The 13,777-nt window shown below is 60.3% G+C and carries 12 protein-coding genes; 3 read left to right on the top strand and 9 right to left on the bottom strand.

Annotation, left to right across the window (positions count from 1 at the left end; all coding sequences use genetic code 11):
* Positions 1-13: 13 nt before the first annotated feature.
* The 3 genes from leuS to holA are packed head-to-tail and all read left to right on the top strand — an operon-like array spanning position 14 to position 4,085.
* Positions 14-2,581 (top strand): leucine--tRNA ligase, encoded by a 2,568-nt coding sequence (gene leuS, locus V7651_RS10165; protein WP_335613130.1) that lies wholly within the window; start codon positions 14-16, stop codon positions 2,579-2,581.
* Entirely contained in the window at positions 2,578-3,051 is a 474-nt protein-coding gene (lptE, locus tag V7651_RS10160) for an LPS assembly lipoprotein LptE (RefSeq protein ID WP_051624780.1), read from the top strand. The genes leuS and lptE overlap by 4 nt, the downstream gene beginning before the upstream one ends.
* On the top strand, positions 3,051-4,085 hold the full coding sequence (holA, locus tag V7651_RS10155; protein WP_335613129.1) for a DNA polymerase III subunit delta: 1,035 nt from the start codon (positions 3,051-3,053) through the stop codon (positions 4,083-4,085). Before lptE ends, holA begins: the two co-directional genes overlap by 1 nt.
* Here holA and V7651_RS10150 read toward each other — a convergent pair whose 3' ends face one another.
* The 9 genes from V7651_RS10150 to hemE all read right to left on the bottom strand — a co-directional run bounded on the left by V7651_RS10150 (position 4,086) and on the right by hemE (position 13,738).
* Positions 4,086-5,009, bottom strand: a complete 924-nt coding sequence (locus tag V7651_RS10150; protein ID WP_418887231.1) for a ParB/RepB/Spo0J family partition protein — start codon at positions 5,007-5,009, stop codon at positions 4,086-4,088.
* A 5-nt stretch (positions 5,010-5,014) separates the two neighbouring features.
* Positions 5,015-5,821, bottom strand: a complete 807-nt coding sequence (locus V7651_RS10145; protein ID WP_035538452.1) for a ParA family protein — start codon at positions 5,819-5,821, stop codon at positions 5,015-5,017.
* Positions 5,808-6,431, bottom strand: a complete 624-nt coding sequence (gene rsmG, locus V7651_RS10140; protein WP_335613126.1) for a 16S rRNA (guanine(527)-N(7))-methyltransferase RsmG — start codon at positions 6,429-6,431, stop codon at positions 5,808-5,810. The genes V7651_RS10145 and rsmG overlap by 14 nt, the downstream gene beginning before the upstream one ends.
* 3 nt (positions 6,432-6,434) lie before the next feature.
* Positions 6,435-8,294, bottom strand: coding sequence for a tRNA uridine-5-carboxymethylaminomethyl(34) synthesis enzyme MnmG (gene mnmG / locus V7651_RS10135; protein WP_335613322.1), 1,860 nt, complete (start codon positions 8,292-8,294; stop codon positions 6,435-6,437).
* A gap of 76 nt (positions 8,295-8,370) precedes the next feature.
* Positions 8,371-9,705: a tRNA uridine-5-carboxymethylaminomethyl(34) synthesis GTPase MnmE gene (gene mnmE, locus V7651_RS10130; protein ID WP_335613125.1), complete on the bottom strand. Its 1,335-nt coding sequence runs from the start codon at positions 9,703-9,705 to the stop codon at positions 8,371-8,373.
* 16 nt (positions 9,706-9,721) lie between these two features.
* Complete coding sequence (rho, locus tag V7651_RS10125) at positions 9,722-10,999, bottom strand: transcription termination factor Rho (RefSeq protein WP_034737674.1); 1,278 nt, start codon at positions 10,997-10,999, stop codon at positions 9,722-9,724.
* Between the two features lie 163 nt (positions 11,000-11,162).
* A complete protein-coding gene (locus V7651_RS10120; protein ID WP_335613124.1) occupies positions 11,163-11,591 on the bottom strand; it encodes a CopD family protein in 429 nt (142 codons plus the stop codon).
* A gap of 11 nt (positions 11,592-11,602) precedes the next feature.
* On the bottom strand, positions 11,603-12,676 hold the full coding sequence (gene hemH, locus V7651_RS10115) for a ferrochelatase (RefSeq protein WP_335613123.1): 1,074 nt from the start codon (positions 12,674-12,676) through the stop codon (positions 11,603-11,605).
* Between the two features lie 6 nt (positions 12,677-12,682).
* Entirely contained in the window at positions 12,683-13,738 is a 1,056-nt protein-coding gene (hemE, locus tag V7651_RS10110) for a uroporphyrinogen decarboxylase (protein WP_335613122.1), read from the bottom strand.
* Positions 13,739-13,777 lie beyond the last annotated feature (39 nt).

Below are 13,777 nucleotides of genomic sequence, written 5' to 3'. Positions count from 1 at the left end.
AAAGGAGCGGGACATGGCCACCCGTTATGATCCGCAGGCCGCGGAAAGCAGATGGCGTGCCGAGTGGGACGCAGCAAACCTGTTCAAGGCGAAATCACCGGCTGAGGCCGGGGACGCCCCCAAGGCATACATCCTCGAGATGTTCCCCTACCCGTCGGGCCGCCTGCACATGGGCCATGTGCGCAACTATGCCATGGGCGATGTCGTTGCCCGCCACCGCCGCGCCAAGGGCTACAACGTGCTCCACCCGATGGGTTGGGATGCGTTCGGCATGCCGGCCGAGAACGCCGCCATGCAGCGCGGCGTCCATCCCGGTAAATGGACCTACCAGAACATTGATGCGATGCGCGCCCAGCTGAAAAAGCTCGGCCTGTCGCTCGACTGGAGCCGCGAGTTCGCGACATGCGACCCGGAATATTATGGCGCCCAGCAGGGCCTCTTCCTGAAGATGCTGGAAAAAGGCCTCGTCTACCGCAAGGCCAGCAAGGTGAACTGGGATCCGGTCGATAATACTGTCCTGGCCAACGAGCAGGTCGTTGACGGTCGCGGCTGGCGCTCCGGCGCCGTGGTCGAGCAGCGCGAACTGACCCAATGGTTTTTCCGCATCACGCATTATGCCGAGGACCTGCTGGCGGAAGTCCAGAAGCTCGAGCGCTGGCCCGAGAAGGTCCGCACGATGCAGGCCAACTGGATCGGCCGGTCGGAAGGCCTGCAGATGCGGTTCGAGTTCGCAGGCAATGCGCCAGCGAACTATGAAAAAGGCGTCGAGATTTTCACCACACGGCCGGACACATTGTTCGGTGCGAGCTTCATTGCGCTCTCCCCTGATCACCCGCTCGTGCTGCAACTGGCTGAAGGCAATGAAGCGCTCACGGCCTTCCGCGCCGAGTGCGCTGCTGTCGGCACAAGCGAAGAAGCCATCGAGAAGGCCCCGAAGCTCGGCTTCGATACAGGCCTCACCGTGCAGCATCCGTTTGAGCCCTGCCGCACACTTCCGGTCTGGGTCGCGAACTTCGTGCTGATGGGATACGGCACGGGCGCCATTTTCGGCTGCCCGGCGCATGACCAGCGCGACATTGAATTTGCCCGCAAGTATGGCCTCACCGTCACGCCGGTTGTCCTGCCGCCAAACGCAGACGCCGTTACGTTCGACGTCGAAGAGGATGCTTATACGGGCCCCGGCACGATCTTCCATTCCGGCTTCCTCGATGGCCAATCCATCGACGACGCCAAGCGCATGGCAATCGCCAAGATCGAATCCATGGGCCTCGGCGAGGGCAAGTTGAACTATCGCCTGCGCGACTGGGGCGTCTCGCGCCAGCGCTATTGGGGCTGCCCGATCCCGGTCGTGCATTGCGAAACCTGCGGTATCGTTCCCGTTCCGGCAGCTGACTTGCCGATCCGCCTGCCCGATGACGTTACCTTCGACGTGCCCGGCAACCCGCTGGAGCGCCATCCGACCTGGAAGCACAAGACCTGCCCGAGCTGTAACGGCAAGGCCCGCCGCGAAACGGACACGCTGGATACGTTCGTAGACAGCTCCTGGTACTATGCCCGCTTCGCCAGCCCCGACGACATGGAAGAGCGCGCCTATTGGTTGCCGGTCGATCAATATGTCGGCGGCGTTGAGCATGCCGTGCTCCACCTGCTCTATGCCCGCTTCTTTGCCCGCGCGATGCGCGATGTCGGTGAGCTGGACCTGCCAAGCGGCGAGCCCTTTGCCGGCCTGTTCACACAAGGCATGGTGACCCACGAAACCTACAAGTCAGACAGCGGCGTCTGGCTGGAGCCTTCCGAAGTCGAACAGCGCGACGGGAACTGGATCGAGATTTCGACCGGCGCGCCTGCAAGCGTTGGCCCGATTGAGAAAATGTCCAAGTCGAAGAAGAACACGGTCGACCCCGACGCGATCATCGGGGCCTTTGGCGCCGATATCGCGCGCTGGTTCGTCCTCTCGGACTCCCCGCCCGAGCGCGACGTCGAATGGACACAGTCCGGCGCCGAAGGTGCAGCCCGCTTTGCCCAGCGCATCTGGAGCGTCTTCGATGCCCTGCCCCAAACGGAGTCGGCCACTATTGGCGCAGACGATGGCTCGGTCGCCCTGCGCAAGACATCGCACAAGGCCGTCGCCTCCATCGACAAGGCGATCTCCGAGTTCCGGTTCAACTCGGCCGTCGCGACGATCTATGAATGGGTCACCGCGCTGAAAAAGGCTGAGACGGGTTCGGATGAGCTGGTCGGTGCGCGCATGGAAGGCGCTTCGATGCTGGCGCGCTGCCTGACATTGTTCATGCCGCACCTGGCCGAAACGTGCTGGGAACGCATTGGCGGCGAAGGCTTCGTCTCTGCAGCGGCCTGGCCTGAGCCTGACCCGGCCCTGCTGGTGGACGACAGTGTGACAATGGCCGTGCAGGTAAATGGCAAACGCCGCGGTGAAATCACTGTTTCCAGGGACCTCGCCAAGGAAGCCGTCGAGGCTGCAGCCTTCGCGGATCCCGAGGTTGCTGCCTTCCTCGATGGCAAGGACGTCAAGAAAACCATTGTCGTTCCCGGCCGCATCGTGAATATCGTGGTGGCATGAAACACTTCCTCGCTGCCTTCGCCCTGCTCAGCCTGAGCGCCTGTGGCTTCCAGCCGGTCTATGCACCGGGCAATAGTGCTCTGGCAGCCGGTGGGCCCATTACGGTCGAGCCGATCAACGGGCGTTCCGGATACATATTGCGCCGCGCGCTTCAGCAAGAGCTGGCCATCGGCCTGCCCGGCGTAACGGAGCCAGCGACCCTCAATGTGGTCTTGACCGAAAACCTCACGCGCCTGGCTTTCAAACCTGATGGGGCGGCCTCACGATCCAGCCTCTCAGCCGGGGCGCGATACGTCCTCGCACGTGACAACTCAGCCATTTCAGGCTCCACGGATGCGGTGACAGACTTTTCCGTACCGGCGCAGCCCTATGGCGACATCGCCGCTCAAACGAGCGCTGCGGACCGTACGATGCGCGAGCTGGCCAAACGTATCGTCCAGGATTTGCGTCTCCAGCTCATGGCTGACTGATGCTGCTAAAGGGCAAGCAAGCCGTCGCTTTCGCTCGCAGGCCTGATCCCGCCATTTGGGCCGTTCTGGCATTCGGTGAGGACGAAGGCCTCGCAAGCGATGCTGCCAGCAGCCTGATCAAGGCGTGGAGGCCCAAAGCCGGCGAGCTGGAAGTGACCGTCCTCGACGACGACGCCATCAAGAAATATCCCTCCCTCCTGTTCGACAATCTGGAAGCTGTGTCCCTCCTCGGCGACCCACGCGCAATCCGTATACGGACTAATGGGGACAAGATCGCGGCACTCCTGGCCGAGGCCTTTGCCGAGGGCGACAAGCATCCCGATCGCTATGCGGCACGGCTCGTCATCGAGGCCGGTTCACTTGCGTCTAAATCAAAGCTCCGCGCAACAGCGAGCAGCGCCAAGAACGCGGCCTGCCTCCAGCTGTTCGCAGATGAGGCTGGCGATATTGAAGAGCGCGTAAAAACGGCTCTTCTGGAAGTCGGCGCAACAATTGATACAGCTGCGCTCCATGCCTTTACGGGCGACCTGCCCGGCCATCGCGGTATTGCAAATGCCGAGATCGAGAAGCTCGCGCTTTATGCGCGCGGGCTGGGTCGCGACGTTTCGCTCAATGACATCCGCTCGCTGTCTGCAACGGATATCGACCACAACCTCTCTGCCGCTATTCGCGCATCGCTGGACGGAAATATCGTCGCGGCCAATGTCGCCCTTCAGCGCCTCGAAGTTGCTGGCACATCCGCCATCTCGATCCTGCGGGCCCTGCAAAGCGAAACCTTGCGCATGCTCGACGCCCACAAGCGGATAGCCGCAGGCGAAGGTGCGCCCGGCATGAAACTGCGCCCACCTGTATGGCAGAGCGATTGGCCAGCCTTTCGCGCGCGTCTCGGCAAGTGGCCACAGAAACGGCTGATGCGGATCATGGAGCGTATCTATGAAGCCGAGCAGCAGGCGAAGTCCGGATCAGGTAGCGCCGATCCTGTTGTGCGTGTGCTGATGAATGAGCTTGGCAAGGCTGCGGCCAGCGCGGCCTGATCAGCTACCGCGCTTGGCGGTCAGCCGCCGGCAGACATCATCCAGCTGCTCCAGGTCGCGATACTGAATCCGCAGCTCGCCGCCATTCTTGCCATGACGAATATCCACGGCGAGGCCCAGCGTACGCGTCAGGTCCGCCTCGAGCGCTTCTGTGTCGACATCCTTCTCATCAGCCATCTGCTTGGCTGACTTGGTCTCGACAGGTCCGCCCTCGCGCGCCTCTTTCGCTTTGGCCTCAACTTCCCGAACACTCAGGCCTTTCTCCGCCGCCAGCTTGACGAGCGCCTCAGGGTCCGGTGCGCCAAGCGCAGCGCGGGCATGACCGGCGCTCAGTTTCCCGTCGCGCACAAACGCCCGCGCGCTTTCGGGCAATTGCAGCAGGCGCAGTGTATTGGCGATATGAACACGGCTCTTGCCGACGCTATTGGCGAGGCTGTCCTGTGTCCGCCCGAAACGCTTCATCAGCGCCTCATAGGCTTCGGCCTCTTCAATCGGGTTGAGGTCTGCGCGCTGAACGTTCTCGATGATGCCGATCTCGAGAAGCTCGAGCTCATCAATATCGCGCACCAAAGCCGGGATCGACTTCAGGCCCGCTATCTTGGCCGCACGCCAGCGACGTTCACCCGCGATGATCTGAAACTTGCCCTTATCTTTCGGATCCGGCCGCACGAGGATAGCCTGCAGGACGCCCTTGCTCTTCAGCGACTCCGCGAGCTCGTTCAGCGCGCTTTCATCAAAGGTGCGGCGCGGCTGGGCCGGATTCCGTCGAATAAGCTCAATATCGATCTCATTCGACGCCACACCCGGCTTGGAAGACAATTCCTTGTCGGAACCGCTACCGGCACCAACAGCATCGACCTCCCCCATCAGGGCGGACAATCCACGGCCTAGCCGTGCGGGTTTGCTCTTTCCCTCTTCGCTCATCGTAATCAGGCCGCTCTCGCTTTTTCGCGTTGCAGGACTTCGGAGGCGAGGCGGATATAGGCCTCGCTGCCAGGACACCGATAATCGTAAAGTAGCGCGGGCTTACCGAAGGATGGCGCCTCGGACAGACGGACATTCCGCGGTATGACCGTGTTATAGACCTTATTGCCGAAATAGGCGCGAACCTGGTCGGCCACTTCGTCCGACAAATTGTTGCGCCGGTCATACATGGTCAGCACCACGCCCTGTATTTCAAGGGCGGGATTAAGGCCCTGACGCACGAGTTCAACTGTCCGCATAAGTTGCGAAAGGCCTTCCAGCGCCAGAAACTCACACTGAAGCGGCACAAGCAGCGCATTGGCCGCCGTCATGGCGTTCAATGTCAATGCCGACAGGGATGGCGGGCAATCGATCAGGATATAATCGTATTTGACGAGGCCGCCCATTTCGGCCCGATCGACATAATTCATCAGCGCTTCGCGTAGGCGATACGAGCGACGGGCGTCCCCGGCCAGTTCCGTTTCGACGCCGGAAAGGTTCTCATCTCCGGGAACGATATCGAGCCGCGGAACGATGGTCGACAGGACCGTTTGTTCCATGTCTACGCGGTCAACGACCAGATCATAACTGGTCAACTCCCGGTCTGCCCGGGAAATACCAAGGCCTGTTGAGGCATTACCCTGCGCGTCGAAATCGACGATCAGAACGCGTCGACCTACAGCCGCCAATGCAGTTCCAAGGTTAATCGAAGTCGTGGTCTTACCGACCCCGCCCTTCTGATTCACCACAGCAAAAATCCTAGGCTTCGCCACCTTGTAGCTCCCTTACGATCAACACGACTCCCGACCCACCGCTTCGGCTCGGAATCGCCTTATGAGCGAATCTCCACCTTTGTCGGGCTTCCGTCAATTCTTCTTCCCAGCGTTCGCCCTTGAGGAACAGCCCTGTTGCACCGTTTTTCATCCAGGGAGAGGCGTAATCCAGAAGTTTGGGCAGCGGCGCAAAGGCCCGCGCGGTGACGAAATCAGCGCGGCTTGCCGGTGCCGATTCCACCCGTCCCTGATACACATCCGCCGATAATCCGGCTGCATCAATCGCCGCGTTCAGGAAGGCCGTTTTCTTGCCCACGCTTTCCATCATGGTCACGTGGCCCTCTGGCCGGGCCGCCGCGATAATAAGACCGGGAAACCCTGCGCCTGATCCAAGATCCACCACGCGGGCCGTCTCGGGAATGTGGTCAAGCAATTGGAGACTATCGCAGACATGCCTTTGCCAGATATTCGGCCACTCGCGTGGCCCGATCAGATTTGACTTCTTCCGCCAGGAATCGAGCGTGTCGATCACCCGGTCCAAACGGTTAAGCGTTTCACGTGAAACATTATGAGCGGCCAGAAATACCGCGCGGTCATTCTCACTCGTCATCGGTCAGACCCCCTTCGCGCGACGTTTCACGTGGCTGAGCAATGCCGTCAAAGCACCAGGCGTCACGCCTTCAATACGGCCCGCCTGACCCAGTGTTGTCGGCCGGATCAATTCGAGCTTCTGACGGACTTCGTTGGAAAGCCCCCCAACCGACGCATAATCCAGATCACGTGGAAGCGTCAGACCCTCGTCACGGCGAAGCGCGGCCACGTCCGCCGACTGGCGTTCGAGATATCCGGAATAGAGGGCCTCGATTTCCAATTGAGCCGCAATCTCCGAGGATACGTCAGACAATTCCGGCCAGACCATGGAAAGTTCCGCAAAACCGATATTCTTGTAGGCGAGATATTCCCAGGCGGATCGCACCCGGCCATCCTGATTGATTTCCCACCCAGCCTGCGCCGCTTTGGCCGGTGAGAGCGTCAGGGCCTGGAGCATTTCACGCGCGCGGGTTAATGCATCTTGTTTCACGTGAAACACTTTGGCCCGAATTGGGCCTACACAGCCCATTTCGAGGCCTTTTCGTGTCAAACGCTGATCCGCATTGTCCGCACGGAGGGCCAGACGATATTCGGCGCGCGATGTAAACATACGATATGGCTCCGTCACGCCACGCGTGACGAGGTCGTCAATGAGGACGCCGATATAGGCCTCGGCCCGGTCAAACATGACGGGTTCTTTGCCCGCAGACGCCCGCGCCGCATTCAGGCCCGCCACAAGTCCCTGTGCGCCCGCCTCTTCATATCCCGTGGTGCCATTGATCTGACCGGCCAAATAGAGGCCCGCCTGGGCACGGACTTCCAAGGCTGGCGTCAATGCGCGCGGATCGACATAGTCATATTCGATCGCGTAGGCATATTGTCGGATAACCACGTTTTCGAGGCCCGGAATGGTCCGGATGAATTGATCCTGCACGGTTTCCGGAAGCGACGTGGAAATGCCATTCGGATAGACCGTGTCGTCATCAAGGCCTTCCGGCTCCAGGAAGATCTGGTGGCGGTCCCGATCAGCAAAACGGTGAACCTTGTCTTCGATGGACGGGCAATAGCGCGGGCCGCGTCCGGCAATCGCGCCGGAATAGACGGCCGACTGATTGATATTATCGGCGATGATCGCGTGCGTCTCCGCCGTCGTCCACGTGATACCGCACGCGACTTGGGGAACTTCTATTCGATCCGTCATATAGGAAAACGGCACCGGCAATTCGTCTGCCGCCTGCATCTCCAATTGGTCCCATGCAATCGTACTTCCATCGAGACGCGCGGGTGTCCCGGTCTTCAACCGCCCCATGGGCAGCCCCATGCCATAAAGACGGTCGGACAGCCCTATCGCGGGCGCCTCGCCAACCCGGCCAGCAGGTATCCGTTTGTCGCCAATATGGATCATGCCCTTAAGGAACGTTCCTGTAGTGATAACTACAGATCGCGCATGATAGACCGTTCCGGAAAGACCAACGACTCCCGTGAGAATATCATCCTCGATGATCAGGTCTTCAGCGCCGTCTTCGATGATTGTGAGATTGGGATAATCAGCCAGTTCAGCCTGCATCGCCTGGCGATAAAGCGCGCGGTCTATCTGCGCGCGCGGCCCCCAGACAGCCGGGCCTTTGGAGCGATTGAGCATGCGAAACTGGATGCCGGCCTTGTCCGCCATACGGCCCATCAAGCCATCAAGCGCGTCGATCTCGCGCACGAGATGACCTTTGCCGAGGCCCCCAATCGCCGGGTTGCAACTCATCTCGCCAATGGTTGATCGCTTGTGCGTCACGAGGGCCGTGCGCGCGCCAAAGCGTGCCGCAGCCGCAGCCGCTTCGCAGCCAGCGTGTCCGCCGCCGATTACAATCACATCAAATTGGTCTGGCATCGCCATCAATAAAGTACCTTGGAATAGGGGGTGTTCTGGCGGCTATATAACCGCGCGGGGCCTCAAACCCTAGGGGTCATTTGCCGATGCAAAACTCGGAGAACACTGCGCCGAGCACATCCTCGACGCCCACTACGCCGATAATTGACCCAAGCTGGCGGAGAGCCATGCGGATGTCTTCAGCCGCAAGTTCAGCCCCGACATCCTGTTCAAGTGCGTCACGGGCGGCCTCCAAACTGCTCAACCCTTGGGTCAGCCGCTCCCTGTGGCGCTGGCGTGTTATCACCGGCGCCTCAACTGAAGCCGCATATTGATCAACGAACCGGGCGATCGCTTGTTCCAGCGCATCAACGCCCGAACCATCCCTTGCCGAGATCACATGGTTAGCGCTGATGCCATCCGGCGCCGCACCGAGGTCGCTCTTGTTGACGACAACAAGATCCGTATCCAGACGGTAATCCGTAGACAGATGGTCTATGTCCGGCGACGACGCATCCAGCACAAACAGCCGCAAGTCTGCCTCACGCGCAGCCACTTCCGCCCGCCGCACGCCCTCGGCCTCAATCTCGTCTTCCGTCACACGCAGGCCAGCTGTATCGGCAATCCACACCACATGCCCGCCGAGCACGCGGCGCACTTCAATCACGTCGCGTGTCGTCCCGGCCTTGGCTGTCACGATAGCTGCTTCACGCCGCGCGAGACGATTGAGCAGGGTCGACTTGCCGGCGTTTGGCGCGCCGATAATGGCCACACGAAACCCGTCACGGATGCGCTCACCAATCCCGCGATCGCCAAGCGCCGTTTCAATCTCGCCAATCACGCGGCCAAGCTTTGCCAGGATCGGCGCCGTCGTATCCTGCGGCGCGTCGCCCTCATCCGGAAAATCAATCGCCACTTCGACCAGCGCCAGCACACCTGTCAGTTCAGCACGCCATTGGTCATAGGTCTGCGACAGGCCGCCGCCCAGCTGCCGTAACGCCTGCGCCTTTTGCGCAACTGTCTCGGCCTCGATGATATCCGCAACACCTTCAGCTTCGGTCAGGTCCAATTTGCCTGCCTCGAAGGCCCGGCGTGTATATTCGCCCGGCTCAGCCATGCGAACGCCCTCATGCGCGGTCAGTGTGTCCAGCGCATGCGCGATCACGGCCGCGCCACCATGCAGGTAAAGCTCAAGCGTGTCCTCGCCCGTATAGCTGCCAGGGCCCGGCATGAAGAGCGCGAGGCCCCGATCAATCAGGGCGCCGTCATTATCTGTCATGTCCGTCAGACTTGCATGCCGCGCCGCGGGCAGACCGCTAGCGAGATGGCGCTCGGCCAACGCGCGCACATGCGGCCCCGACAAGCGCAGGATCGCGATCGCAGCCGGCGGCGCACCCGAAGCGAGGGCGCAGATTGTGTCGCGCTCGCTCATGTGCGCTCCATCATGCCTAGTTCTTCATGGCCTCGAAGAACTCGTCGTTCGTCTTCGTCTGGCGCAGCTTGTCGATCAGGAAGTCGATCGCATCGTTCGTGCCCATCGGGCCGAGGATACGGCGCAGGATATAGATCTTGGACAGCTGGTCAGCTGGCGTGATCAGCTCTTCTTTCCGCGTGCCGGACTTCATGATGTCGATGGCAGGGAAGGTGCGCTTGTCGGCAATCTTCCGGTCGAGCACGACTTCCGAGTTACCCGTACCTTTGAATTCCTCGAAGATCACTTCGTCCATCCGGCTGCCCGTATCGATCAGCGCCGTTGCGACGATTGTGAGTGAGCCCCCGTTTTCCACGTTCCGCGCCGCACCGAAGAAGCGCTTCGGACGTTGCAGTGCATTCGCGTCCACACCGCCGGTCAGCACCTTGCCGGAGCTCGGCACGGTCGTGTTATAGGCGCGGCCAAGACGCGTAATGGAGTCCAGCAGGATAACAACGTCGCGCTTGTGTTCGACCAGGCGTTTCGCCTTCTCGATCACCATTTCGGCGACCTGCACGTGGCGTGTCGCTGGCTCATCGAACGTCGAGGCAACAACTTCGCCCTTCACCGTGCGGCGCATGTCGGTCACTTCTTCCGGGCGCTCGTCGATCAACAGCACGATCAGGTAGCATTCCGGATGGTTCTCTTCGATCGCGGCCGCAATATTCTGCAGCAGCACGGTCTTACCGGTCCGTGGCGGCGCAACAATCAGGGCGCGCTGGCCTTTACCAATCGGAGATACGATATCGATCACGCGGCCCGAGCGATCTTTCTTCGTGGGGTCGCGGCTTTCCATCTTCATCCGCTCTTCTGGATAAAGCGGCGTCAGGTTATCGAAGTGCACCTTCTGGCGGGCCTTTTCAGGCTCCTCGAAATTGATCTTCGACACGTCGGTCAGCGCAAAATAGCGCTCATTGTCCTGCGGCGCCGTGATCGGGCCCTCAACCGTGTCACCGGTCCGGATATTCGCCTTTTTCAGCACTTCCGGGCTGACATAAATGTCGTCCGGGCCGGGCAAATAGTTGGATTCCGGCGAGCGCAGAAAGCCGAAGCCATCCGTCAGCACTTCCAGAACGCCCTGGCCCGTGATTTCGACTTCGCTGTCGGCCAGCTCCTTGAGGATCGCGAACAGCATGTCCTGCGTACGCAGCGCCGAGGCGTTCTCGACTTCAAGTTCCTCGGCATAGGCGAGAAGTTCTTCAGGGGATTTTGCTTTGAGTTCGCGGAGGGTGACGCTGGTAACGTTATCGAGCATGGATGAGGCCAATTAAAGGTGGAATCCGGGTGTGATCTGGGTCGGACTGAAATGTGGGGGACCGGGCGAATAGGACATCGCGCTGCACAAGGACTGTGCGCCGGTTGCAGGACATATGGGCCTCGGACGCCCGTTTCGTCAAGTCTTCAATGCCTTATGGCCCTCAGAAGGGCTTCACGGCCACCAGGATGACAATCACGATCATCAGCAGGAACGGCACTTCGTTGAGCATGCGCAGCCGCTTGACCGGCACGCCATCCCCACCACGATCCACTTTCTTGCCGAGACCAATGAAATAGCCGTGCAGCCCTGAAAGGATCAGAACCAGCAGCAGTTTTACGTGCAGCCAGCCTTGCGAGAGCAGCGCAGGGTTCATCCATAGCATGGTGAGGCCGAACACCCAGACCAGGATCAGGCTGGGGTTCATGATGATCATCCGCAATTGCTGCGACGACTTCTTCATCGTCTCGAAAAGCGGCTCGCCGGGCGCGCTCGACAATTGGTGAATCTTGTAGCGCGGATAGACAAGCAGGCTCGCCATCAGCGAGACTACGAAAATGATGTGAAACGCCTTCACGTACAAATAGAGCATTGGGCGGTCTCCTACTCGGCCTGAACGGCCACGGCCTGGCCAGCGCGGCGCGCGACATCGGCATGCGGGCAGCCCGACGCGCCCGTCGGGCAAAGGCGGCTCCCGGCACACGACCGGATCGTATCGTTCATTTCAAGCGCAGCGATGGTTTCGCCCACCAGCGTCCGGATAAAGCCCGGATGCGTGCCCAGCGCTTCAACCCGCGTATAGCTCGCGGCGCCGTGCTGCTCGGCCAGCAATTTATATTCCTCACCGAGTTCGACCAGCGTTTCGATATGCTCCGAAACAAAGGCAATCGGCGCGATCAGAATGTTGCGCTTCTCTTTCGATGTGCGCTCGACTTCCAGATCGGTTGACGGCCCAATCCATTTCAGCGGCCCCACACGTGACTGGTAACAACCGACGACTTCCCAGTCCTGCGGCACGCGCGCTGAAATCATCGCGACCAGCGTTTCACATTGCCACTGATAGGGGTCGCCCGCCTCAACGATTTTTTCGGGCAAGCCATGCGCCGAGAGCAGCAGCGATACATTCTCCGGACGGCCAGCCTGATCAAATGCCGCCATGATCTGGTCCACATGCGCGGCGATGAAGCTCTCTTCAAACGGATAGCAACACACGGTCCGCGTCGGGCCGGGATAATGCTTCTTCCATTCCTTCAGCGAGGAACCCGTCGTTGTCGTGGAGAATTGCGGATAGAGCGGCAGCAGCACAACTTCATCAGCGCCCCAGTCTTTCACCTGGCGGGCAACATCCCGGGTGAAAGGATGCCAGTAGCGCATCGCAATGAAGGTTCTCACTTCATCGCCGGGCAATGACGCCGCGAGCTCAATCTGCAGGGCTTCGGCCTGTTTCTCGGTTTCCGGCAGCAGGGGCGAACCACCGCCAGCTCCCATCATCGCATAATTCTTCTTCGCAGAGGGCGCACGCGTCTTGGAAATGAAACGAGCCAGTGCCCAGCGGATCGGCAAGGGCGCCTGAATGATCGCCGGGTCATCGAACAGGTTACGCAGGAAGGGTTGCACAGAGTCGGGCCCATCAGGCCCACCCAAATTGAAAAGTACAACAGCAATCTTGCGACCCATGATCGGTCAGCCTTCCCGAATGATTTTCAGGACGCGCTCCACGTTCCCGATAGGTGTTTCCGGCCGGATACCATGGCCGAGGTTAAAGATATGGGGGCGCCCGGAATAAGCTTCCACAAGTTCGCGGACGCGTGCGTCCATACGCGAACCCCCTTCGATCAGCAGCAGCGGATCCAGATGGCCCTGCACAGGCATGCCAGCGACAATTTCAGCATTCACGAAAGACGGCACAGCGGCCGTATCGAGGCCGATCGCGGTCACACCTGTCTCGCGGGCATATTCCGGCAACATGGCGGCCGCTCCACGCGGGAAACCGATAATCGGCACGGTCACGCCCATCTCCCGCAGCCGCGTCACGAGTTTCTTCGTCGGCGCGATGATCACTTCGCGGAAAATATTGTTCGGCAGGCCTTCAGCCCAGCTGTCGAACAGCATCAGCGCATCGGCGCCCGCCTCCACCTGTTTCAGCAAATAATGGGCTGTCGCCTCAATCACATGGTCCATGACGGCGGCCAGCTCATCCGGTCTGCCATGCGCCCAGCGCCAGGCGAGCGACTTGTCCGTCTTGCCGCGGCCTTCGATGGCATAAAGGCTAACCGTCCAGGGGGAACCGGCAAAACCGATGAGGGCCGTTTCAGCCGACAACTCAGCTTTCACGCGCGACACCGTTTCATAGACAGGCGCCAAACGATCCGCCGCTTTCTTCGCAGGCACCTTGCCTAGGTCGGCAGCGGAATCGATCTGCTGCACCAGAGGGCCAACGCCCTTTTCGAACTCCACACCAAGGCCCATCGCGTCGAGGATCAGGAGGATATCGGCAAACAGGATCGCTGCGTCCATGCCGTAACGGCGAACAGGCTGAAGCGTCGCTTCTGTTGCCATGGAAGGTGTGTAGCAAAAATCGAGAAAGTCTTTGGCCCGTGATCTCAGCTCGAGATATTCGGGTAGGTGACGCCCGGCTTGCCGCATCATCCATACCGGAGGCACCTTGGCAGCTTCTCCGCCGAGAACCGATATCAGTTTTGGTGTGCTCGCTTGCCCCATGACTCTCAAATCTCTCATCTCTCAAAAGCCCGTCAGGGCGCTTATTATTACTACCCG

The organism is Hyphomonas oceanitis, assembly GCF_036964545.1.
GTDB classification, from domain to species: Bacteria; Pseudomonadota; Alphaproteobacteria; order Caulobacterales; family Hyphomonadaceae; genus Hyphomonas; species Hyphomonas oceanitis.
Note: the sequence above shows the minus strand (reverse complement) of the source record. Positions and strands in the feature narration are given on the sequence as shown.